The following is a 23,899-nucleotide window of genomic DNA, read 5'->3' as shown; positions in this document are numbered from 1 at the left end:
CAACGCCGTCATCCTTTATGCGTCGGCAGACAAAGCTGTATGAAGGATACTATAACTAGTATTTATGCTGTTCTATTCGTGTTTTACGTGACTGTCGGGTTCGATCGGCGGTGTCAGCCTCCCATCAGCAATCTTCATCAAGCGCAAGAAGATCATCAATAGTCTCTCGGCGGACCATCACACGTTCTTGCCCCTGACGCACCGCGACAACAGCCGGACGGCAGAACATGTTGTAGCGCGAAGACATCGAGAAGCAGTAGGCACCAGTACCAGCCAGGGCAATACGATCCCCGACCCGGATATCGTCGGGGTAAATCCCGTCTTCGACGAGGATATCTCCAGACTCACAATGCGATCCCACGAGGCGGGTGGGAATCGGATTTCCATGCATTAGCCGATTAATCACCCGGCCGTCGTAATGGGCGTTGTATAACGCAGGGCGAATATTATCCGACATCCCTCCATCGACGGCGAGGTAGCGCCGCGTCGATCGCTCATCCGTGGGCACATCTTTAATTGTCCCCACTGTGTAGACAGTCACGGTCGACGGGCCGGCAATGGCACGGCCTGGTTCAACCATCAATGTAGGCGGGTCAAAGTGCAGTTCACGGGCTGCTTTATGGACCCGAGATTTAAGATCTTTAGCCACCGATTGAACATTCAGAGGTGAATCCGTCGCGCTGTAGGCAATACCGTAGCCACCACCAAGATCTAAGATGTCCAAAGAATCCTTAACATCATGTGTCTGGGCGTCGGGGTTCTCAGGGTCATCATTGTCGACACGATCATTCCCGACGCCACTGTTCGTGCCGTACCGGCCAAGCCCGTGGTGCAAGTCAGCCATCAAGGCAAGTAAACGTTCGGCCGCAAGCGAGAATCCGTCGGCGTCGAAAACCTGGGATCCGACGTGGCCATGCAGCCCCGAGACCGCCAAAGACTCATATTCCATCGCTGCAAGGACAGCATCCTTAGCCGCCCCAGATGCCAACGACAGGCCGAATTTCTGGTCCTCGTGTGACGTCGCAATAAATTCGTGAGTGTCCGCGTGAACACCTGGTGTCACACGAATCAACACTTCTTGGCGAACACCAGCGTCCCGCGCAATCTTCCCTAACCGATCCACTTCCTGACGAGAGTCGATCACGATGTGGCCCACACCCGCCTGAACGGCCTTGGTCAACGTGCTGTCCAACTTATTATTGCCATGTACGGTGATGCGCTCGGGGGGAAAATCTGCGCGCAATGCCACATCCAGCTCACCATCGGAAGCGACGTCGAGGCATAATCCCTCGCTCGCTACCCATCGGGCAATGCCGACAGTGAGGAATGCTTTGGATGCGTAGTGGACATGGCCGGGGCCGTCGAACGCATCGGCCATGGCCCGGCACCGGGCACGGAAATCGTCCTCATCCACGACCATGAGGGGGGTTCCATATTTATTTGCCAAGTCGGCCAGGCGGACACCGGCAATCGACACCTGACCATCGTCGTCGCGGTGCGCGTTCATAGGCCACACATGAGGTGGCAGAGCATTGAATTGCTCGGTTGAAAACTCGGGCAGGCTTGCATCGGCGTACAGATGCGCGAAGCCTGGTCCTTTACTCAGTAGATCCACGGGGGCTCCTACATACGTTCGGGTGCGCTGACACCGAGAAGGTTCAATGCGTTAGCGATTGTTTGGCGGGTTGCTTGAGCTAATGCCAGCCGTGCGTAGACAATCGGGGCTGCATCATCGCCCGCCGGTTCTGATTTCTTAGGGAGGATCTGGCAGGAGTCATAGAACCGGTGGAATGTCCCCGCGAGCTCCTCCGTATAGCGCGCAATGCGGTGCGGTTCACGGAGCTCCGCTGCGGTTCCCACCACAGAGGGAAACTCGCCCAGAGTGCGGATAAGCGCACCCTCATAGTCATTGGTCAGAAGAGAGTAATCGGGGTCTTTGACCGCGATATCCGCCGCCTGCGCTTTTCTTCCCAATGAGCACAGCCGCGCGTGCGCGTACTGCACATAAAACACGGGATTGTCGTTAGTTTGGCGGGCCCACAGATCCATATCAATATCCAGTGTTTGATCCACTGAGCTGCGGATAAGCGCATAGCGGGCAGCGTCGACACCAATAAGTTCGACAAGGTCATCGAGCGTGATGACCGTTCCGGCGCGTTTGGACATCTTGACAGCTTTGCCTTCGCGCACCAAGTTCACCATCTGGCCGATGAGAACCTCGACTTGGGTGGGGTCATAGCCCAGTGCCTGCGCTGCTGCCTTGAGGCGGGCGATATAACCGTGGTGGTCGGCCCCCAACATATAAATGCATAAGTTATGCCCCCGTTCGATTTTGTCCCTGATGTAGGCAATATCTCCCGCGATATATGCTGCGTCGCCGTCGGACTTGATCACGACGCGGTCTTTGTCGTCACCAAATAAGGTGCTGCGCAGCCACCATGCCCCATCGGCCTCGTAGAGGTTGCCATTGTCCTTCAGTTTTTGTATCGCCTGATCCACCGCACCAGAGTCGAAGAGCGAGTTCTCATGGAAGAACACATCGAAGTCGGTGCCGAATTCGTGGAGGGTGCGCTTAATGTGCGCAAACATGAGGTCCACGCCTTCCTTACGGAAGATTTCCTGACGCTCCTCAGGGGGCAGCTGCGTTGCTTCCGGGTGCTTTTCGACGACGGAGGACGCGATGTCCTGAATGTATTCGCCTCCGTAGCCATCCTCTGGGGTGGGCTGGCCGAGTGCGGCCGCGACGAGCGATCGTGCGAAGCGATCGATCTGCCGCCCGTGGTCGTTGAAGTAATACTCCCTGGTAATCGACGCACCGCGGAATGCAAAAATACGGCCGAGAGCATCGCCGACTGCGGCCCAGCGTGTACCACCCAAGTGGATGGGCCCGGTGGGGTTCGCTGATACGAATTCGAGGTTGATGACCTCGTCGCTGAGTTCTGAGCTGCTTCCAAACCGTTCCCCCTCGGCGAGGATGCGACCCACGATTTCTCCCTGAGCAGCGGCGGCCAAACGAATATTGAGGAACCCGGGGCCGGCGACGTCGACAGTGCCGATGGCGGAATTAGTGGCTAAATCTTCTGCTAACCAACCGGCTAGCTCTCGGGGTGATGTCCCCACTTTCTTGGCAATCTGCAAGGCCAAGTTGGTTGCGTAGTCGCCATGTTCCGGGTTGCGGGGTCGTTCTACTGTCACCGTCGGCGGTAAAACCGAGGCATCTTTCCCGTGGTGTGACAATACGGATTCAGCACGCGTGGCAATGAGAGTCGACAATTCTTCGGGAGTCATAGGCCCACAGTGTACGGCACCACACCAGGGTTCCCTATCACCGCCAAGCGCTGCTCCAGCTCACTGTCAGTTTCGGTTGATTGAACCGTTTGTCACGACGGAGTGTCGCTGCCAGCTCTTCGCTATTCACCCCGAAAGAGGGTAAATCGGAGATTTTATTTCCGAAACGTTGGTATTGCGTTAATACACATACGTTTCTAGGGAATTTCCGTGCACTGCGCGAATGCTTAATAAAGTTTCCCGACAATCATTTCCATTTCATTTTCAACTCATTTACCTGCGCCAATACCCGCTGATCACCTCTGAGGAATGCAGTTTTAGTCCTAAACTGATGATGACGACTTTAACCCTGAGGAGGGCTTGTGCGTATCGCACTATTTTCCACGTGTATCGGGGATGCCCTATTTCCTGACGCTTCCAAGGCGACGGCAGTGATCTTGTCCCGGCTTGGGCACGAAGTAGTATTCCCCGAAGGCCAGACGTGCTGCGGGCAGATGCACGTCAACACTGGCTATCAAAGAGAAATCATCCCCCAGATCCGCGACTACGTTGACGCATTCTCGGATCCTTCCATTGACTACGTCATCGCACCATCGGGCTCATGCACGGGCGCGGTCCGCCACCAGCACCAAATGGTTGCGGAACGCTATGGCGATAAAGCACTCGTCGACGGTGTGAAGAAGACGGCACCGAAGACCTTGGATCTCTCGGAGTTCCTCGTTGATATTGAGGGAAAAACAAACATCGGTGCTTATTTCCCCCACCGCGTGACGTACCACTCAACCTGTCACTCGTTGCGCATGGTGAAGGTGGGCAACCGCCCATATCAGCTGCTCAAAGAGGTAAAGAGTCTGGATCTCGTCCGCCTGCCCGGTGCGGAGGAATGCTGTGGATTCGGCGGAACTTTCTCGGTGAAGAACGCTGATACCTCGGCCGCCATGGTGGGAGACAAAGCTCGCAACGTTGTCTCGACCGGTGCGGAATTCGTAACCGCCGGCGACCCAAGCTGCCTCATGAATATCGGCGGTAGCTTGTCCCGCCAGCGCTCTGGTGTCCGAGCCCTGCACATCGCAGAAATTCTAGCATCGACTGAAGAACACCCCTGGACGCCGGAAGGCGCGTTCTATTCCAAGGAGGCAATGCTGTGACCATCAGTCTTGGTATGCCAACGATGCCGCCCACTGCCCCTGATGGCGTCGGCAATCTTCGCGGTACAGAGAGATTCCCCCAAGCTGCCCGCCATGATTTAAAGAATTCTGTTCAGCGCCACAACTTACGGATGGCGACGCACACGATTCGAGATAAGCGCGCCCGTGTCGTTGGTGAAATCGACGATTGGCAGCAACTTCGCGACGCCGGGTCGGCCATTAAACGTGATGTGATGGCTCGGATGCCCGAGCTTCTGGAGCAATTTGAGGAAGCCGTCACCGCCCGTGGTGGCCATGTGCACTGGGCCCGTGATGCGAAAGAGGCCAACGATATCATCACTGGTCTTGTTAAGGAGACAGGTGAGAAGAAGGTCGTCAAGATCAAGTCGATGGCGACAATGGAGATTGGCCTCAACGATGCTCTCAAAGAAGCTGGAATCGAGGCACGCGAGACGGACCTGGCCGAGCTTATTGTTCAGCTCGGTCATGATCGTCCGTCACACATCGTGGTTCCTGCGATTCACCGCAACCGCGCTGAGATCCGGGACATCTTCATCAAGGAGATGCCCAATACGGATGAGAGTTTGACAGATAATCCTGCAGACTTGGCCGAAGCATCGCGGCTGTTCCTGCGCAAACAATTTATGGATGCGAAGGTAGCTATCTCTGGCGCTAACTTCGGCATCGCAGAGACAGGCACGCTCTCTATCGTCGAGTCCGAGGGCAATGGCCGCATGTGTCTGACCTTGCCTGAAACCTTGATCTCTGTGATGGGGATTGAAAAGCTCTTGCCAACCTTCAAGGACCTCGAGGTGTTCTTGCAGTTGCTTCCTCGGTCCTCCACTGGCGAGCGCATGAACCCCTACACCAGCCTGTGGTCGGGAACGACTGAGGGCGATGGGCCGAAGAACTTCCATATTGTGCTTATTGACAATGGACGGACACATGCGTTGGCGAACGCCATCGGCCGGGAAGCGTTAAAGTGCATCCGCTGCTCCGCCTGTTTGAACGTGTGCCCGGTGTACGAACGGGCTGGTGGTCACGCCTACGGGTCAACCTATCCAGGCCCAATCGGCGCCATTTTGACGCCTCAGCTAGCTGGTATGGAATCCGCCGAGGATCCCAACGCTTCACTCCCTTATGCCTCGTCATTGTGTGGCGCATGCTTCGAGGTCTGCCCCGTTGAGATCGACATCCCGTCTGCGTTGCTCGAGCTTCGCCATCAGAAGATTGAGCACCACCGGCCGAAGTTCGAAGGCATGATCATGAGCAGCATGGGGCTGGTCTTCGGAAACAAACAGATTTGGAACTTCTCTGCCCGGGCCGCTGTGTTGGGACGCGCACTTGGATGGCCGAAAGGGAAGATCACTAGCCTGCCCGGCTTCCTCTCTGGGTGGTCGAATGTCCGGGATACTGCGATTCCGCCGAAGAAATCATTCCGTGCATGGTTTGCTTCCGAGGAAGGCAAGAAGACTCTGGCTGCTGCGCGGAGGGAAGGCATTCCGGATAACAGTTTCCGCCACGCCGATCACAACACTGGTGATGCATCCGAAGTGAAGGTCAGTGAATCTGGTTCACGACACACATCATCGAAGCCTCTTGAGCATGTACTCAACGACGCTACTTCTGAGTCACATGCACACGACAGCAGCAACGCTAAGAATTCGTCGAGAGAGGGGAAGTAGTCATGGGATTCCGGTCGACGTCGGCTAAAGAGGAAATCCTCGGGCGAATCCGCAGTGCAAACAAACTGGCTGGTGTGCCATCAGATCCCTACCCCATTCCACGGGACTACAGGACCAACCGGACTCGGTCCACCCAAGAACTGGTTGATCTCCTCGACGATCGATTGGTGGATTACAAGGCCGACGTTCACATCGTTAAAGAGGCTGAGCTGCCGTCCACGGTGGCTGAGCTCTGTCGCGAACATGGCTTCTCCACGATCGGGGTAGCTGAGGGCATTGACGAGTCTATTTATTCCTCAGTCTCAGCTGACGTTGAGAAGGACGATCGGTCCACTGATCCTCACGCGTTGGGGCGCTTCGATGCGATCATCACTGAGTCTCACGTAAGTTCCGCCCAGACGGGCACGATCTACTTGGATGGGTCAGCGACAAATGGGCGACGTGCGCTGACGCTGGTCCCCGATTGCCACTTGTGCATCGTGCGCGAGGAGTCGATTGTCTATGGTGTTCCTGAGGCTATTGATCGCCTCAACCCGGAAATGCCGATCACCCTTATCTCTGGTCCGTCGGCGACCTCTGATATTGAGTTGAGTCGTGTCGAAGGGGTTCACGGACCACGAACTCTGATTGTGTTGATTGTCCGAAAGTGACTGGTAGACGGGTTATTAACGCGTGATTGCCGGCGTGAGTTACCCCGCGTGTTCATACTTTCATGGCGGAGTGCTAAGGTAGTTTCGTCGTGCGGTGGCCACCCTGTTATTCGCTGATTCAATGTCAGATGGATTGTACTGGTGGTTGCCGACAATGCCTCCGTAGCTCAGGGGATAGAGCGTTGGTTTCCGGTACCAAAGGTCGCAGGTTCGAATCCTGTCGGGGGCACATTAATATCCCGCTTCGATCAGTAGACGTCCTTGGTCGAAGCGGGTTTTAGCCTTTTCTAACTAGCTTTTTTAACAGTCTTTATCTCGGTATCCATTTCATCTTCTTTTATTCCTGCAAGATAAGCGATCGCTTCCCGCATTTCATCCGCAACATCATCAAGGTTTTCCACCTGAGACACAGCACCTACCTCAGGACATACTAAGCCCACGACGTCACTACTCGTGTCGGGCTCAGCTGTGACAGTAAAAGTAGACATTTTTAGCCACCACCCTTCTTTTCCCCAGTCAGGCCCGATAAAACGCTTTATATTGTATTGGTTTTAAACCTGATAGGAGTGAAGGTTAAGCAATGGTGGCTAGCGAGGTAGTCCTGTGGGTCCCCTTGATCACTGTGCCGCCATGAAGTCCGCGGTTTAGTGGGTGCTGAAAACCAAGGGCATATAGATAACACTCGGTCTTCAGGGTAAAGGTCTCGAAATTTTGATCCACAAAGACAGAGACCACACTGGCCAGTCATAGCTTTGCCACACCTCTCCGACGAGGAACCTCGGACGACGGCGCCTGGCGGTTTAAATCAGAAGTTCTCCCAAAACAAAGCCAATACCAACCGCGGTTGCAATCGCCACCGTGCCGGGAATAAGGAACGGGTGGTTAAACACGTATTTTCCGATCCGCGTGGTTCCAGTATCGTCCATTTCCACCGCCGCGAGAAGTGTTGGGTACGTCGGCAAAATAAACAAAGAACTTACTGCTGCGAACGATGCCACCGCTATGACTGGGCTTACGCCCACCGCCAATGCCGCTGGCATGAGAGCCTTCGTCGTAGCCGCCTGGGAGTACAACAAGGCCGCAGCAAGGAACAACACCACAGCGAGCATCCACGGATAGTCCGTCAACACATTCCCGGCTAGATCTTTAATCTGGTCCAAGTGCGCGTCGATAATGGTTGTACCCAGCCACGCAACACCCATCACACATATGCACGCAGACATGCCCGACTTAAACACCTGAGTCGTCAACACTTCAGCGGCGGGTAGCTTACAGACAAGCGTAATGATCGTGGCTGTTGCCAACATCAATGAAATGATGGCTTCATTCCGGGGCAATGTCGGATGTGAAATTAATCCCACTTGGTCAGAAATCAGGGTCGCGTAGACCATGACCGCAATAATTGCGACGAGAAAAATCCACACCGAAAGCTTGGAATTTTTCGTGGGGACATAAGCTTTCCGGCCTTGTGTGCGCTTTGCCAACCCTTTAGCTAGCCGATCTTGATAAATCGGATCATCGCTGAGTTCTTTCCCAAGGTGATTAGTAATGAACGCCGCGGGAAAAATAGCCAAGAAGGTAGATGGAATAACCACAGCGAGGAGCGTCAGATAGCTCACCCCGTGAGGCTCCATCAACGACGCCATCAAAACGACCGCGGCCGAAATCGGCGACGCGGTAATCGCTATCTGGGAGGCGACAACAGAAATGGATAACGGCCTAGACGGTCGAACACCACCCTCTTTAGCTACTTCGGCGATGACCGGAAGCGTCGAGAAAGCGGTATGGCCTGTACCGGCCAATAACGTCATTAGATACGTGACAATCGGGGCAAGGAATGTAACTCGTTTCGGATTTTTCCGCAAGAAACGTTCAGCAGCATGAACCAGGTAGTCCATTCCTCCGGCCAACTGCATGGCCGCAATTGCCGAAATAACGGACATAATGATGCTAATGACGTCAAACGGGATTTGTTCACTGGACACCGGAACCCCGGCCAGTCCGAGGAGAAGTACCCCCAGACCGCCGGCGAAGCCGATTGCTATTGAACCTAAACGGGCCCCCAGGACAATAGCCGCCAAGACGATCAATATCTGCAGTGCAAGCAAAAAATCGAGACTTTCTACTCACGCGTAAACAGGTGAACCAACGGGCGCGACCGCGTCATCATCGCCAACGTCTACACCGGGCCTTCGCCCGAAACGCTTGTGATCCTCCCACACACTAGTACCCCCCGATTCGCATCCCCAACACCCCAGGAAGGAGCCACAATTACACTGACAATCACTCTCGGCAACGGCTCAAACACATGCCAACACGTGTTAAAAAAATGCCAAAAACGCACGATTCGCCGTCGATCATCTACCTATCGACGGCGAATAGATTCTCAATCTGATAACTAAATGTGAGTTCTAGCGTGCGCTCACTTGCCCAAAACGACTTGCGATCGGAGCCAAGACGAGCGGTCGTGCGGCCATCACCGCAGCCACTGCGACAGCAAGGCCACCAATGAACCAGAGGAAACCACCCCAATTCGCTGAGTCATTACCAGCGAACATGTGATTGAGGTTTTCGCGGAAGCCCGTCGTGAAGACGAGGAAGACGTGAATGAAAACGAAGAAAACGAAGAAGATCATCGTCGGGTAGTGAATATGACGGGCGACCGGGGCTGGGTACAGCTTATTCAGGGTTTTTGCCTTTTTCGGCCACCATTCGCTCATGCGCACTCCCGAGATCGCAGCTAAAGGCGCAGCGATGAAGATCACCAGGAAGTACATGATTTGCTGCAAACTATTGAAGTTCTCCCAACCGTGTTCCGCTGGCCAATCGAATGACGCATACTGCAGTGCTGCAGACAAGGCGTTCGGGAAGACTTTCCAACTGGTGGGTACGAGACGCGCCCAATGCCCCGTGGAGAACAAGAGCACAACAAATACCACACCGTTGATCAGCCATAACACATCAATTGAGGTGTGCAACCACAAGAAAATGCTGATTTTCTTACCTCCACGCTTCGATTGCCACACGGCAGGAGGCTTTTGTTGGTGCCGCACTTGCAGACCGGTACGGATGATCAACAACATGAAGAAGAAATTGAGGTAATGCTGCCATCGAGCCCACAACGGGAAACCAGGATCTGGCTCCGGCGATGGATCATAGTCGCCGGGATACCTGTCCACCCATCGAGAGACAGCATCCAGGCTCATCAGCCATCGCGCGGCAACAACCACGATGATTCCAAGGACAATAAGTCCAGCTGCAACAAGGCCAGCGATCTTGCCCCACTGCATCAGACTTTTTTCACCGATCATGATCGGTTCGCGCTGCTTCTTCGAGTCCTTCTTCCCGGACTTCTTGGCCCCATTTTTGCCGGTCTTCCCATTCCCGGCCTTGCCAGTGCCCGATTTCTTGTTGCCCGGCGCTTTCGGGCCACCGGGCTTATTCGCAGCGGGGGCTTTAGCGCCTGGTTTGCCTGGCGCGCCTGCGCCTGGTTTGCCTGGCTTCCCTTGGGCACCAGGTTTCTTAGCTCCGGGTTTACTGGGGGCACCGGGAGCGGCTGCTCCAGCCGCCGTGGGGGCCTTCGGAGCACCTGGAGCGGACGGAGTTTTAGCCGCCCCCGGGGCTTTCGGAGCCGACGGCGCTGATGGCGCTTGAGGTGCACCTGGTGCCTTAGGAGCTCCGCCTGTCTTAGCAGAGGTTGGGGCTTTCGGGGCACCAGGGGCTTGGGGGGCTCCGCCTGTCTTAGCAGAGGTCGGCGCTTTCGGCGCGCCTGGCGCCTTCGCTGTCTTAGGAGCCGAGGGGGCTCCCCCCTCCTTCACATCTCCGGATGTCGATGAAGCCTTCGGAGCACCAGGAGCTTTCGGCGCGCCTGGCGCTGTCGGAGCACCAGGAGCTTGAGACTTAGCACTGAGCTTAGGTTTATCACCTGACCCGGCGTCGTCACCCTGGGTAACTGCGCTATCGACCTCGCGCGGTTCCACCGCTTCTTTCGACGTGTCGTCGCTGCCGGATTCGGCTGGGGCACGTTTTTTCGAGGCCTCCGATGGGGATGGGCTCCCCGGTGGGGGTGGAGGAACTGGCGACATCGTAGATCTCTCCTCATCAATTCAAGCTCGTCATTAAGTCGCGGCAATCCTGGTCCCGGTGTCCGAGTGCGACGGTTGTACCCCACCGCCGGGTTGTCCACGCTGAGATAACCACCGATATACGGTCAGCATCTTTCGCAGATAGCCCAAGCGGGCGGACTCAAAGAACCGTCACGACTGATCGTCGCGATGAAAGAATATCAACAGCTTACTGTGAAGAGTGTCACTAAAGGGCTAAAAGCCACAGATCTGAAAATCGCGGTTCCCCCCGCCCACCCGAGAAAACCGGTATAACCAAGAAAGCCACTCGTGTTGTGGCCGTAATCTCGGTGAACGCAGAGCGCAACGAATTACCTGTCTCTATACTTGATATGTAGCACTGCTTGGTGTTCGGATCCGACCGAATTCATTCGGTCGCCTACCGGAAAGAGCGTCGTCAATTGATTGAAAGGGAAGGATACAGCAATGGCTGACACCGTTATCGAGACCTACAACGAAGATGGTGAATGGAAAAACCGCCCTCAGGGTAATGAGCGCGCAACCAGCACCCACGAGACCAAAGAAGAAGCTGTCGAATATGGCCGTAACCTCGCTAAAGAGCGCAAGGGTGACCACATCATCAAGAATCTGGACGGCACTATTTCTGAGCGCCATTCTTACTCGGAATAACTCAGAGTAATAAAGAACGAGCCCGCGGAGAGCACATGGTTTAATTCCCCACGCCACTTACTGTGAGCGAGCGAACGGGAGGCATAATGACCGGTGCTCTTCTCACGGGCTCAGTTGACCACTCCACCATTTCCAGCAGCATCGCTCTCCCACTGCGCGAGCATCGAATGAATCTGATGTATCCCAATACAACTGTTATCTCCACTACTGACCCACTTCCACACAGTCTTCGCACCACCCGAGACAGAGCACGCAGCGTCGAAATATTTACCGGGGCAGGGATGAGCGCTGATAGCGGTTTAGATACCTTCCGCGATGCAGAGACTGGTCTATGGAGTCACGTGGATCCCCAAGCAATGGCCAGTATTGATTCGTGGCGGGAGGATCCTGATCCCATGTGGGCTTGGTATCAGTGGCGAGAGCACTGTGCACGCGAAGCACAACCACATGCCGGGCACAAAGCGTTGGCTCGGTGGGCTGCGCGCGATGGGGTCTCAATGCACACCACGACACAAAATATCGATGACCTGCACGAACGTGCTGGATCGAAAAACGTGGCGCACCTTCATGGCCGCCTAAACGAGTATCGGTGCAGTGTATGTGGAAAGCCCGCGCCAGGTGAAGAACCCCCTACTCATCCCGTTGAACGGCTCGCTCCCCCTCGCTGCGCGGAGTGCGGAGGAACAGTCCGCCCTAGCGTCGTATGGTTTGGCGAGGCCCTGCCGTCCAAGGATTGGTCAGAGGCAGAGGCAGCCATGAGCGACGCCGACCTGGTGGTCATCATAGGAACGTCCGGCGTTGTCTACCCAGCAGCGTCATTGCCGACGCTCGCTGCCCGCCGTGGCGTACCCATCGTGGAGGTCAGCCCGGCTGAGACTGACCTCACACAATTAGCTACATGGTCGATCCGAGCGAATGCTGCGGAGGGTTTGCCCTGGCTAATCGACCAATAGCTTCCTTTTATTCCTCGAATTCACCGCAGGGATCGTGAACATTTCCGACGAGATCTTTGACTGAGTCAATCACGCGGCTAGGCCGGTAGGGGAAGTTCTCAATCATGTCATCGTCGGTAATACCGGAACGAACGAGGATTGTTTTCATACCGGCTTCCATTCCGGCCTTGATGTCAGTATCCATGCGATCGCCCACCATAACGGTGTTCTCGGAGTGGACACCGATACGGCGAAGCGCCGACCTCATCATCATTGGATTCGGCTTGCCGACATAATAAGGTTCTTTCATTGATGCCGTCTGGATCAGAGACGCAACGGCACCAGTGGCGGGCAGCACCCCTTCCGGCGATGGCCCCGTGATATCAGGGTTAGTACAAATAAATTTTGCACCTCGGCGGATGAGCCGAATCGCTGTCGTAATGGCCTCGAATGAATAGGTGCGAGTCTCCCCAAGCACAACGTATTCGGGATCCGAGTCGGTCAGAATCCACCCTATTTCGTGAAGGGCAGTGGTTAATCCCGATTCACCGACGGCATACGCCGTCGATACTTCTTTCTGGCTAGCGAGAAAAGCAGCAGTGGCTTTAGCAGATGTCCAGATACGTTCGGCAGGAATATCGATCCCCGTCCGCTCCAACCGCGCGGACAAATCGCGTGGGGTATAGATCGAGTTATTGGTGAGCACCATATATTCGACATCATTATCGCGAAGCTCATTAAGGAACTCGTCCGCACCAGGAATGATGTCGCCTTCTTTGACCAACACACCATCCATATCTGTCAGGAAAGAAATGGGATCATCGCGTTGGGGCGGAGCGTTAAGAACATCGGTGACAGGCACGCGTGGCTTTTCGCCTTGATCGACGCTACTAGAGGTCACGCTTTCTGCTTGTCGCGCAGTTTCCGTACTTTTCTTGTCGTCTGACATGGTGTCTATTCTCGTCCTTTCAACAATTGATCCACAATGTAGAACGTGGTGGGTTCGTGCCAGCAGTGCTCGGTTTCGTGAGAGCTCGGTTCCCTTAATCACTCAATTTCAGTGGTTACTTCGTTCCGGTCATTTCGATCCTTTTCGCTGCTTCGACAGATTTATACCGTTCGGGAACACATGTCATGACGATGATCTGGTGTTTCTTTCCTGATTCCGTCAGCAGTTCATTCATTTTCCTGGCCCTCTCACTATCCGCATACCCCAGGGCATCGTCGAGGAAGACAGGTACGCTCTGATCTCCGACTAGCTCCGCGACTGCTAGGCGCTGGACGATCTGCAGTTGCTCGGCAGCGCCACCGGATAGGTCGGCGAGGTTAACTGCTCGGCCATTGAGAACACGCTGCGAGATTGTCGACGCGCTAGTGGCTTTCTTGCCCCTACTTTTCCTGCTTGTTGATCTACCATGACCGGCATCGCCCTCTGACGTGAATGACACGTCCGGGCCAAAAACGTGGCCAGCCTTCTCAGTAAGAAGGTTGATATATGGCTCTAGGTACTCTTTCTTCGCATCTTCGAAATGCTTTTCCACTAAGTCGTATAAGCGGCGGATAGCGTTGGCCCGCATCCTGACAGCATTTAGAGTGTTTTCTTTTTGCTTAAGGATCGTCTTTTTCTCCTGAAGATCTGCATCAGGCGACCCGGATCCTTCAATCAGTCCTTGAAGATGAGACTGTTCTTTCCTCGAGTTTTCGATTGCTTGCATAAGAGCCCGTTCTCGACGTTTGGCGTCCTCGAGTTTCTTAGTGTTCTGCTCGGGGTCAAGTGCCTTGAGATTGCGGACGGCTTTGTCGTATACACCGCGTCGGTAATCCCACTGCTCTTCTGCTTCGTGGAAGTTATTCGTTAGAACCTCGTCGGAGAGAGCAGCCTGCGCTTCGGCTAACTTTTCTAAGGCTCTGTCGCGTTCCTTGTTCGCCGAATCGCGATTGGCTTTCTCGCGCGATAGCTGGACGGCCACATCTTCTTGACGAAGTTTCTCCAGGTCGCGGCGTGCCACAGCAAAAGCATGCTCGGCATGATCTCTCTCCGCCCTAGCTCGATGAATGTCCTCACTCGACGGCACACTCTCGACTTTTAACATTTCATGAGTTCGCCTGCCGGCCATAAGGTCACCATCTGAGTCATGGCTAGAATTACGCTGCGCTTCTCTGTCGAGGAGGTCTTGGTACTGCTCTTCATAGTCATCGGCAGAACGGCGCAACTCTTGTAGCTTCGTCTCGATGACCTCACGCGGTTGGTTTCCCCAAGCTATTTCTTGATCACGCTGTGCGGCATCACGTTCATTGCGAGCCTGTATATAGGCATTATGACGTCGTTCAACGTCATCAAACGAACCCAACTCATGCTTTCTTAACAAACCTGTGAAGACCTCGTGCGCGGAATCGACATCTTTCCTTCGGTCGCGCGTCTCAGCAGAGGGGTGAATTTCCAGTGTGTATTCCCCCAGTTCAATGCGCCGGGGCCTATCCATGGGGTAGTCCCCTACAGCGGGGTCACCGTCAGGACCCTCAATATGGATCTTCCCTACCGCAAAGCCTAAGGCCTCTTCCTGGTTACGCCACGCCTCTTGACTCTTTTTCAGGTCATCAAACGCGTCGTCATCGATAATGGATGAGCCGTCATCGAGTTTGCTCTCAGCTTCGTGTCGACGCTTGTTAGCAGCATCTCCTGACAGTAGCTTGGTTCGAACCTGTTCGGCCTCCTTCATGGACGCGGCCCAATCTCGGTGAGTTTTCAGCTTGTCCAACTCTAAATCCGCATATGTTTTAACCCGCTGCGCGTTGTCATACGTATCTTGAGCAGCTTTAACCCGAGCCTCATAGGATTCAGCTTGTTTTGCTACCTGGTTATATTTCTCTTCTGCCTTCGCTGCCTGCTGTTTGCGTTCAGCATAATCGTCGTGAAGCTGCGTCCGGCTTTGCTTTAACTCTCGCTGACGTTGAAGCGCGGATTCAGCGTCTTTCCGACCTTGTTGCGCCTGCTCCAGTTTCGCCCGAGCCTCATCGATTTTCTTTTTTTCGTTTTTCGCACTATCACGTAATGCACACACGTCGGTAAGTGTTTTTTTATCGTCGTCGAGTTTGTGGGAGATTCTCTCCAACTCTGCTCGCAAATTCGCTAACTTTTCTGCAGCATTTTCAGCATCTTTCTCATCTTCCTTCGCCTTTTCATACTCACTAATAGCGTCTTTATGCACACCTGCTCGTGGTTTGGCCGCTGGTGTGAAGTATTTATCGAACTCACTCTTAATGTCCCCTCGTAAACCAACCGCGTCGCCGTCATCACTACTATCAGATTCGGAGAGACTATTCTCGAGTGCAGCATAGTTCCCAACATCGAGGAAATCCCATGTCCCACTGTTCTGGCTGACCGTCAAGGCATCAAAAGGCATTGATTGGTCGCTTGAGGAAAAAACCTCATTAACCCATGACTCTGCTTCTTTTCCGGTCTTAGTTGTTCGCAGTGGACTAAGAATCCTAAGTTCTGCTTGAGAGTTTTTCAGCCACCTCTTGTACATCGAGAAGTGCTGTCCATCGACAGTCATCTCCACAGTAACTTCGGGGGCAACATCCTTGTCCACGGGTTTGGCAGCTTTAACTTCCGCTTTTGTGCTTGAGTACAAGGCTGACTTCCACATCGTTAGTGCTTTGACAACACTAGATTTCCCCACCTCATTAGGCCCAGAGATCACTGTTACACCAGTATTTGGGAATTCTAAAGTAACGTGGTCGATACCGCGGAAGTTCCTAATATCAATTTTGTGAATTTTCATCACCATTACTCGCTTTCCTGATACCGCTGATTAAGTTGGTAAAGAATTCTTAGCGCTTCCCTATCGGTATCGTCTTCAGGATCAAGATCGTCGAGAACTTTCCGGAAATACCCGTGTAGATTAAAGGCATCCGCATCGAGGGAATCGGGGACAATGCTGAGCTCTGATTTACCCTCATTGTCGTAAAATGCCGCGAATTTCGAAGCTATGCGTTGTCTGTATTCCTCTATCCGGCTATCTTGTTCAAGGCTGATTCTTCCGGAGAGTGTGCTCTTTATGACGGTCGTTGAGGCGTCACGCATGTTATTGAGGTCAGAAAACCATTGTTCTATATCCGCGTCAGCGTTCACTTCGCGCACATCGGAATGAAAGGACCACTCAGCCACGTGGACAGGATCAACTGTCAACGTCGTGGTTCCGTCGGCAACATCAATATCAACAACTAAGCAATATCCCGAGTTTCGTTCACGATCGTCGAAATCAGTTGGCTCAGGGGATCCGGAAAACCACATACCTCCGCGGGAATCAAGTTTTTCTACGGAGTGGGTGTCTCCCATGGCAATGTAGTCAACCTTATGAGTATCCAGTGCTTGGTCTACATTGTCCATGTCGACCGCGTGATCTGCGTGAGCCGTAGACTCATACCAGTCTCGTCGGGGCTGACCGTGTCCTAACAGAACCCGGACCCCAGAAGACGGTTCAAGGTTGCGTAGGACAGCCGACACCGTATCTTCAGTTGGTTTATTGCTGGTCAGTGGCGCTCCCACAACATCAACACCGCCAAGGTGGTGGATGGAATAGTCGGAAATAATGATTCCTCCCGCCTCTTGTATGCGGGTAGCAAATGGCGAGTTCCACATGCTCCCTATCTGGTAAGGGTCATGGTTACCAGGTAAAAATACGATGGGGATCGGAGTGAAGCGTTCAATCGCCTCAATGAAGCGGTTCTGAATCCGCTCCCCTACCTGCGGAGAGTCAAAGACGTCTCCAGCGACAACGACGGCATCACACTGTCGCTCGTGAGCTATATCTGCCATTCGTTTAATGACTGTGAACCGAGCTTGCGTATAGAGCGCTTGAGAATCAAGGCCACCGTCGTCGCTATTCGTGCCTTTGTCTGTTTTCAGGAACCACCGTTCCATTCCGAGCTGCCAGTCGGAAGTGTGAAGAATGCGAGCATGACCGCGCGCTGAGGCATGCCCATGATTAATCGTGCCTGTTACTTTCTCGGGGTGAGAGTGTGAGGGAATCATAATTATCCTTCGTCATTTATCCTTGGTCATCCGGTGGCGTATCGACGTGTTCGTGTTGGTCGTCGGGGTGAGCCATTTCTGGCGGTGCGGTCATGAGGTGGTGATAAACATCTTCGAGGTCACTGCGCGCACTGAGCTGCCCCACCGCGCCATAGGAAACCCAACTGAGAACTTTCATTAATGCTTGTTGGTCATGGTCCTCCAGGGCTGATGCTTTCTGCACGCGTGGTGGGCTTGGGTAGTTCATGGGCACACCCCAAAAAGTGTCCGGGTCGGTCTGCTGGCCATCGACGCCATAAGTAGACGAAGTGCCCACACCTGCGGCCCATCTGCGTCGCGCTGTTGCATTGTCCTGTCCGACTACATCAGAACTCGGGGAATCTAAAGTCCGTGACGGCGTTCTGTATCCATCCCCTGCACGCTCATGAGCCTGATGAACTCGTCGCGAAATGTCCTCTCGTGTGGTGTTTGTCACGCGGAGAATACTGAAGGGGTCGCTGGTAAACCGCTCTTGCAGATATAGACCAACGGCGTAGATGTGTTTGCACCACGGGTCCGGATCAGGGCAGCTGCATGACCACCGTGCATCGTCGAACGGGAACAGCATGCTTTCTAGGCGACGGTCTTCCTGCCCCTGCACAAAATTGTCGTATGCCTGGTCATCATCAGACAGGTACTTAATAGCTTGGTCGACGGCATCGGGGTCATGCGGCACATAGGCATGGATAGTGAATGGCTCTGGCTGGGATCCCATCACCTGGGCGACTATTTGCCAATCCTCGATGTCTACTCGCAGGAGGGAGTCCTGTCGGAAGTAATCGCGGCCTCGCTTCTTCCTCCCGGCCTCGGTGTTGTCATCGAGCTGACGCATGATTACTGACGCTGGCCACGAATGCGCACTGCGGTCGTCGCGCCCACGAGGGCGACGAGAACTAGCACGCCACTTTGCTCCTGATTGTCGGTTCGCTGAAGTCGCGGATCCCCCGCGCTGATACTGACGTGTCCGTTGGTGAGACGCCGAGTTCCCTTCCTCATCTGCGCCAGCGGTGTCCCGGTTTCGGCCGAAGTTCAGGTAGATAACGTTATCGTCGACGGTGAGACGGCGACGCTTATCGCCTGATCGCGAGTGATGATGCGGTGTGTCACTCATGGTGTCTCCCGGCATTGCTGGTCGTTGGCAGGCTATGCCGCGCTCGAGCGTTGGTGTATTCGGACCGAATAGGCTTTGTAGGTTCCTTCATGGTGACCAACTGGAGAAGCTCATCATCTGACAGCTCGGAAATCCATGCTTCACCAGTGCCGACAACAGCGCTGGCCAGTTGGAGTTTCCCTTCGATGATATCGTTAATTTTCTCTTCAATCGTCCCTTTACTAATTAGCTTATAGACGCTGACATCGTGTTCTTGGCCAATGCGATAGGCGCGGTCAGTGGCTTGATTTTCGACAGCCGGATTCCACCACCGGTCCATGTGAATAACAACGCTAGCTCCAGTGAGGTTCAGGCCGGTTCCTCCTGCTCGGAGAGACAGAATCATGATCGGTGGGCCTGCCGGGGAATTAAAAGTGTCTACCATGCGGTCCCGCTCTTTTCTCTCTACCGAGCCGTTAAGAAAAGGGACGTCAATTCCATATCGATTATTGAAATATGTTTTGAGCATGTTTCCGAACACGACAAATTGGGTGAAGATCAGCACTTTTCGGCCTTGCTGAAGCGCTTCATCCACGAGCGGTTCGGCGGTGGCGACTTTACCGGAGCGATGGTGGGATCCATCCAAGAATGGTGAGTCATCCCCCAGATACTGCGCGGGGTGGTTGCATATTTGTTTTAATCCTGTAAGCAGCTTAAATATGAGCCCCCGACGATCGATTCCGCCTTGTTTGGACTCGAGTTCCTTAGCCACTGTGGCCGTGACAGCTTTATACAGGCTCGCCTGCTGCGGAAGCATCTCTGCTACCAATACGGCTTCGTTCTTTTCGGGAAGATCATCGACAACGGCGGGATCTGTTTTTACTCGCCGGAGAATGAATGGTTGCGTGAGCGCCTTTAAATCCGCCGTCAAGTTGTCATCGTGGTACCGCTCAATGGGAATGGAGTACCGGTCGCGAAACTCGTTACGTTTCCCAAAGAGGCCCGGATTACAAAAATCCATCACTGCCCACAGCTCATCTAACCTGTTCTCCACGGGTGTACCAGTAAGTGCAAGCCGGTGAGATGCCTGCAAAGCCCGGACAGCTTTCGCATTCTTCGTCCCGGGATTTTTCACCTGCTGGGCTTCATCTATAACGATGCGGTGAAAATATGTCCGACCTAGGACCTCTTGATCCCGCGTCGCGATCGAGTAGGTGGTGACAATGAGGTCGGTTGCAGCAATCTTATCCGTCAGTGCTTCACCCTCGAGCCGGGCGGGACCGTGGTGTAAGTACGTGCTCAGGTTCGGTGCGAATTTTTTTGCCTCCGCAATCCAATTCCCTATCACTGATGTAGGAGCAATAACAAGGGCCGGCCCTGACGGCACTGCATTTTCTTTCTCATAGGCCAAGAGTGTCAATGTCTGCAGCGTTTTTCCGAGGCCCATATCATCGGCTAGTACACAACCGAGGTGCTGCGACGTCATCCACGCGAGCCAGTCAAAACCTCGACGCTGATAGTCTCTCAGCTCAACAGTTATCCCCGAGGGGGTGTCGATGCGCTGAGGCGCAATGGCTTTATTTACTCCGATGAGCGCACTAATCCACGTCGCTGCTTCCACCATCACGCTGGGGTCGTCTACGCTGGGGTCATCCACGCTAAGTTCATCGGGACCCTCATTCCCGTCGTCAGGTGAAGCAGATATTGCGTCGGCAATAATTGGTCCTGTTTCGCCATCGTCACGAAGATCGCGCCGAATCTCGTCGGTAGCCTGACGTAGCCGGCCTACTGTTACCTGTCCCTCGTCGGTACCGCTGCTGTCCTTGCCCGTGGTTCCGTTCACCAGAGACGATAAGTGCTTCGATGCTGCCTTAAGCACACGGGTATCAGCTTGCACCCATTTCCCTCGAATGTTGACGAGGTCAGTGCTGGATTGAAGGAGGTCGTCTACCTCCGCGGGCGATAGCTGGTTGCCGCCCATGGACGCGGACCATGAGAAGTCTAAGAGCTGATCGAAACCCAGTTGTGCGTCACCTGGTCCGTTCACCACTGCGGGCTGTGCTGACAGCGACACTCGGACTTTTTCTTTTGTCCATGGCGCTGGAACCAAGACCCGGAACCCTATTTGCCGAAGTGTATCTGCACCTCGATCAATAAATTCCACAATGTCGTTCGTGGACAAAAGGTAGTCGCGTGTATCAGGGTCAATGCCATACGTGGCAAGTTGTGGCCACACATGGCTAGCCCGCTCTAATTGCTCATCCACACGCTTGCGAAGCGCGGGGTCATTGATCGGCTGCGGAATCGGTGCGGGTGCGTCGGTACCCGAGCGATAAGCCAACCGAATTCGCCACTGAATTTTGGGTTCAGGCCCTATTACGGCAGTGACACCGTTGTTGTGCACGTTACCTGTCGTATCGGCCAGCCGGGACATGCCTTCATTTCGTTCTATGTCCGCTTCCGCCAGCTCATAGGCGGCACGCGGATCCGCGGGGTTGAAACGCGGTTCTTCCGTTTCCACATCGTCGGGTTCATGAACAATAAAAATAAGGTCATAGCTTTCCGACGACATTTTGCTACGCCACGTATTGATATCGACGACCATCGACCCGGTTGCCCGATCCAAAGGCGACCCGTCAATAAGTGAGCGGACCAGGGGCTGAACGATTTCCTCTTGATCAGGCATGGACACCAAGGTCCGCCGGGCTAAGGCGTCGATAAGTGGGACAGAAATCCGTTCAGCGAGATCACGACCGCCGGACAGTGTCAACACCTCTGGTGTTGCCTCGACCATCTGGGCAAGCCAAACGCGCTCAGCCATGCCAACTGCGGGCTGCCACATCGGAATCCATTCCTGATCAACCCACTGCATTCGGAAGAGAACGCGCCCAGACATGCGGAGTTTTTCCAATCCCCGCAAGAGAGTGAGTACGAATTCCGTCTCCGCCGCAATACCCATGTGCTCAGGAAGCTCGTCATTGTCCTGCAAGCGGGCCAGCGTTATCAGAAAATCAACCGCCTGATCCGGGCTGAACTCTACTGTGGGGATCGTCAACTCACGGAGACGACCTTTTGGTGTTGATAGCACAGCGTGCGCACGCCGTGGCGCCACTGTCCGCCGACCACGATTAGTTAACGCATCCAGAATGACCTGGGGGAACTGGTCACGCGGTAGATCGGAGTAATTAGCCACCACCTTGTGGCCATCAGTCTCCTCCACCCATACATGCATGCCAGAATGCACCGGCCACAAAACATGGAGAAGATACGCAAACATGTTTTCATTGATACCAGGCTCATGAGACAAATCTTCGAGACATCCACATAGCCCCGTCGAACTTATTTTCGATAGAACTGACGAAGCTCCCCCGGCCACACGAAATAATCGCACCACGAAGTGTGCTCTCCCTCCAGGACAATCACGCCGGTACCGCGCGACAACCATGTGAAAACCACGAGAGACTAAGGGTCAATATGGACAAAACAGCCCGCTGGATTTGATACGCCTACTCATCCATGACACCCTGAAAACGCTCTTTTATCAATCCCCAATTTTTCTATTTGTATTTTTTTGTATTCTTTGTCCCTATTCGTAGCGGTTCATGATTGATGGAACTGCTGTCCCAGCACGCTAACCACCGAGGAGTCTTCGTGAGTCAACAAACGTGGTTCATTATCGCCATGGTGATCTATCTGCTCGCCATGCTTGCGATAGGTCTGTATTCGTTCCGGCAAACCGATGAATACGACGATTACATGCTAGGCGGGCGCGGCCTGCATCCTTTCGTCGCCGCACTTTCTGCCGGAGCGTCGGACATGTCCGGCTGGCTCCTCATGGGGCTGCCTGGCGCCATGTACGTATCAGGCTTCGGTCAACTGTGGATGCCCATTGGCCTCCTGATCGGTTGTTGGGCCAACTGGAAGTGGACCGCCCCACGATTGCGTTCCTACACAGAGATCGCGGATAACTCCATCACCATTCCGTCGTTCTTGGAAAAGCGTCTTGATGACAAAACCCATGCGCTGCGCATCGCCGCTGGCCTCATCATTTTGATTTTCTTCACTTTCTACGTGGCGTCGGGAATGGTGTCCGGTGGCAAGTACTTCCAGTCAACGTTTGGTGGCGACTACCTCGTCGGCATGTTGGTCATCGCGTGTGTGACCGTCGCATATACCTTTATCGGCGGATTCTTGGCTGTGTCCTACACGGATACAGTCCAGGGCCTGATTATGTTCATCGCGCTAATTCTGGTCCCCACCTTCGCTTTGCTGCACATGAACGATGCCGCCTCAATCTGGACTTACCAAACCGAGCACAACTACGGCTTCCACGAAGCATTGAGCTCCAACCCTCACTGGTTCTCTCTCTTCAATGGCGTGTCTTTTATCACCGCCATCTCAGGATTGGCATGGGGCTTGGGCTACTTCGGACAGCCGCACATCATCGTGCGCTTCATGGCACTGCGTAAGCCCTCTGAGGCGCGGTCCGGACGTCGCTATGGCGTCGCGTGGATGTTCCTTTGCATCATTGGCGCAACTATGGTGGCTGTCATCGGTCCCGCCTTCTTCGGCAAAGACCCCTCAATCCACATCGACGACACCGTCAACTACGAGACGATCTTCCTGGATATGGGGCAGATCTTGTTCCACCCGCTGATCGCTGGTCTCATTTTGACGGCGGTCCTCGCAGCTATCATGTCGACAATCGCCTCTCAGTTGCTTGTTGTCTCGTCGGCCCTGGTTGAGGACATTTACAACGGGCTGATCAACAAGAACGCGAGCCATAAGACGTTGATCAACCTCTCCCGCGCTGCCGTGATCATGGTGGCTGTGGTCGCAGCTCTGCTGGCTTTGGATCCGAACAGTCAGATTCTCAATCTGGTGTCCTTTGCCTGGGCCGGCTTCGGGTCTGCATTCGGCCCAATGGTTGTGGCCGCACTGTATTGGCGTCGCCTGAACTACCAGGGCGCCCTGGCCGGAATGGTAACCGGTGCGGTCGTGGCCTTCGTCTGGGGTCAGTGGATCGTTGACACGCCATTCGGCAACGGGCTCTACGAGATGATTCCGGGCGTCATTTGCAGCACCATCGCTATCATCGCGGTGACCTTAGCAACCCCCGAACCTGAAAAGAGCATCACTGAGGGCTTCGACGAGGCCTCCCGCCTTGCCCGTGTCGCGGAAGCGAACCCCGAGCTGAACATCGCAACAGCTCAGGAAAAGATCGAGGAAGGCAGCATCAAGGCCTAGTCCTTCCTCGGAACCTCATCACGTGGAG

Annotated in this window: 16 protein-coding genes and 1 tRNA gene; 7 read left to right on the top strand and 10 right to left on the bottom strand. The window is 54.3% G+C overall.

Translation table 11 applies throughout. The features are described 5' to 3' along the window. Window positions 1-124 precede the first annotated feature (124 nt). Entirely contained in the window at window positions 125-1,507 is a 1,383-nt protein-coding gene (locus tag I6J23_RS07180) for a diaminopimelate decarboxylase family protein (RefSeq protein WP_204582980.1), read from the bottom strand. A gap of 116 nt (window positions 1,508-1,623) precedes the next feature. Further along, the gene (gene argS / locus I6J23_RS07175) at window positions 1,624-3,288 is read right to left on the bottom strand and encodes an arginine--tRNA ligase (RefSeq protein ID WP_204581473.1); all 1,665 of its coding nucleotides are present in this window, start codon (window positions 3,286-3,288) and stop codon (window positions 1,624-1,626) included. 362 nt (window positions 3,289-3,650) lie between these two features. Between argS and I6J23_RS07170 the strand changes: the two genes are divergently transcribed. The 4 genes from I6J23_RS07170 to I6J23_RS07155 all read left to right on the top strand — a co-directional run bounded on the left by I6J23_RS07170 (window position 3,651) and on the right by I6J23_RS07155 (window position 7,000). After that, entirely contained in the window at window positions 3,651-4,436 is a 786-nt protein-coding gene (locus I6J23_RS07170) for a (Fe-S)-binding protein (protein ID WP_204581472.1), read from the top strand. After that, window positions 4,433-6,121 (top strand): LutB/LldF family L-lactate oxidation iron-sulfur protein, encoded by a 1,689-nt coding sequence (locus tag I6J23_RS07165; protein ID WP_204581471.1) that lies wholly within the window; start codon window positions 4,433-4,435, stop codon window positions 6,119-6,121. The genes I6J23_RS07170 and I6J23_RS07165 overlap by 4 nt, the downstream gene beginning before the upstream one ends. A 2-nt stretch (window positions 6,122-6,123) precedes the next feature. Then, entirely contained in the window at window positions 6,124-6,771 is a 648-nt protein-coding gene (locus I6J23_RS07160; protein ID WP_204581470.1) for a LutC/YkgG family protein, read from the top strand. 156 nt (window positions 6,772-6,927) lie between these two features. Next, window positions 6,928-7,000 (top strand) — tRNA-Arg (locus tag I6J23_RS07155). Window positions 7,001-7,058: 58 nt separating this feature from the next. Here the strand turns inward: I6J23_RS07155 and I6J23_RS07150 are convergent. The 3 genes from I6J23_RS07150 to I6J23_RS07140 all read right to left on the bottom strand — a co-directional run bounded on the left by I6J23_RS07150 (window position 7,059) and on the right by I6J23_RS07140 (window position 10,856). Then, a complete protein-coding gene (locus I6J23_RS07150) occupies window positions 7,059-7,259 on the bottom strand; it encodes a hypothetical protein (RefSeq protein ID WP_204583086.1) in 201 nt (66 codons plus the stop codon). 312 nt (window positions 7,260-7,571) lie between these two features. Then, window positions 7,572-8,879, bottom strand: a complete 1,308-nt coding sequence (locus I6J23_RS07145) for an anaerobic C4-dicarboxylate transporter (protein ID WP_204581469.1) — start codon at window positions 8,877-8,879, stop codon at window positions 7,572-7,574. 303 nt (window positions 8,880-9,182) lie between these two features. Further along, window positions 9,183-10,856, bottom strand: a complete 1,674-nt coding sequence (locus I6J23_RS07140) for a cytochrome b/b6 domain-containing protein (RefSeq protein ID WP_204581468.1) — start codon at window positions 10,854-10,856, stop codon at window positions 9,183-9,185. A 465-nt stretch (window positions 10,857-11,321) separates the two neighbouring features. Here I6J23_RS07140 and I6J23_RS07135 point away from each other — a divergent pair, with 465 nt between their 5' ends. Further along, window positions 11,322-11,525, top strand: a complete 204-nt coding sequence (locus I6J23_RS07135) for a DUF2188 domain-containing protein (RefSeq protein ID WP_204087203.1) — start codon at window positions 11,322-11,324, stop codon at window positions 11,523-11,525. 176 nt (window positions 11,526-11,701) lie between these two features. Continuing rightward, on the top strand, window positions 11,702-12,478 hold the full coding sequence (locus I6J23_RS07130) for an NAD-dependent deacylase (protein ID WP_412523824.1): 777 nt from the start codon (window positions 11,702-11,704) through the stop codon (window positions 12,476-12,478). Window positions 12,479-12,485: 7 nt separating this feature from the next. Here the strand turns inward: I6J23_RS07130 and I6J23_RS07125 are convergent, their stop codons facing one another. From I6J23_RS07125 to I6J23_RS07105, 5 genes are all read right to left on the bottom strand, one after another. Then, window positions 12,486-13,253, bottom strand: coding sequence for an HAD-IIA family hydrolase (locus I6J23_RS07125; protein ID WP_204582978.1), 768 nt, complete (start codon window positions 13,251-13,253; stop codon window positions 12,486-12,488). Window positions 13,254-13,521: 268 nt separating this feature from the next. Beyond that, window positions 13,522-16,248, bottom strand: a complete 2,727-nt coding sequence (locus I6J23_RS07120; protein ID WP_204581467.1) for an ATP-binding protein — start codon at window positions 16,246-16,248, stop codon at window positions 13,522-13,524. Further along, complete coding sequence (locus tag I6J23_RS07115; RefSeq protein WP_204581466.1) at window positions 16,248-17,495, bottom strand: metallophosphoesterase family protein; 1,248 nt, start codon at window positions 17,493-17,495, stop codon at window positions 16,248-16,250. Before I6J23_RS07115 ends, I6J23_RS07120 begins: the two co-directional genes overlap by 1 nt. A 16-nt stretch (window positions 17,496-17,511) precedes the next feature. Next, window positions 17,512-18,645, bottom strand: coding sequence for a hypothetical protein (locus tag I6J23_RS07110; RefSeq protein WP_204581465.1), 1,134 nt, complete (start codon window positions 18,643-18,645; stop codon window positions 17,512-17,514). After that, window positions 18,638-21,901: a DEAD/DEAH box helicase gene (locus I6J23_RS07105; protein WP_204581464.1), complete on the bottom strand. Its 3,264-nt coding sequence runs from the start codon at window positions 21,899-21,901 to the stop codon at window positions 18,638-18,640. The genes I6J23_RS07110 and I6J23_RS07105 overlap by 8 nt, the downstream gene beginning before the upstream one ends. Window positions 21,902-22,275: 374 nt before the next feature. On the opposite strand from I6J23_RS07105, the gene putP reads away from it, so the two are divergent. Continuing rightward, on the top strand, window positions 22,276-23,871 hold the full coding sequence (putP, locus tag I6J23_RS07100) for a sodium/proline symporter PutP (protein WP_275431231.1): 1,596 nt from the start codon (window positions 22,276-22,278) through the stop codon (window positions 23,869-23,871). Window positions 23,872-23,899: the final 28 nt, after the last annotated feature.

Origin of the sequence: Corynebacterium kroppenstedtii (genome assembly GCF_016894245.1) — a bacterium.
GTDB lineage: Bacteria > Actinomycetota > Actinomycetes > Mycobacteriales > Mycobacteriaceae > Corynebacterium.
This window is presented reverse-complemented; position numbering and strand designations above follow the sequence as displayed.

Excerpts from the sequence above, each read along its gene's own strand:
- I6J23_RS07180 (WP_204582980.1), bottom strand. The coding sequence starts at position 1,507 with ATGAACGCGCACCGCGACGACGATGGTCAGGTGTCGATTGCCGGTGTC.
- argS (WP_204581473.1), bottom strand. The coding sequence starts at position 3,288 with ATGACTCCCGAAGAATTGTCGACTCTCATTGCCACGCGTGCTGAATCC.
- I6J23_RS07160 (WP_204581470.1), top strand. The coding sequence starts at position 6,124 with ATGGGATTCCGGTCGACGTCGGCTAAAGAGGAAATCCTCGGGCGAATC.
- I6J23_RS07150 (WP_204583086.1), bottom strand. The coding sequence starts at position 7,259 with ATGTCTACTTTTACTGTCACAGCTGAGCCCGACACGAGTAGTGACGTC.
- I6J23_RS07140 (WP_204581468.1), bottom strand. The coding sequence starts at position 10,856 with ATGTCGCCAGTTCCTCCACCCCCACCGGGGAGCCCATCCCCATCGGAG.
- I6J23_RS07135 (WP_204087203.1), top strand. The coding sequence starts at position 11,322 with ATGGCTGACACCGTTATCGAGACCTACAACGAAGATGGTGAATGGAAA.
- I6J23_RS07130 (WP_412523824.1), top strand. The coding sequence starts at position 11,702 with ATGTATCCCAATACAACTGTTATCTCCACTACTGACCCACTTCCACAC.
- I6J23_RS07125 (WP_204582978.1), bottom strand. The coding sequence starts at position 13,253 with ATGGATGGTGTGTTGGTCAAAGAAGGCGACATCATTCCTGGTGCGGAC.
- I6J23_RS07120 (WP_204581467.1), bottom strand. The coding sequence starts at position 16,248 with ATGGTGATGAAAATTCACAAAATTGATATTAGGAACTTCCGCGGTATC.
- I6J23_RS07115 (WP_204581466.1), bottom strand. The coding sequence starts at position 17,495 with ATGATTCCCTCACACTCTCACCCCGAGAAAGTAACAGGCACGATTAAT.
- I6J23_RS07110 (WP_204581465.1), bottom strand. The coding sequence starts at position 18,645 with ATGAGTGACACACCGCATCATCACTCGCGATCAGGCGATAAGCGTCGC.
- I6J23_RS07105 (WP_204581464.1), bottom strand. The coding sequence starts at position 21,901 with ATGTTTGCGTATCTTCTCCATGTTTTGTGGCCGGTGCATTCTGGCATG.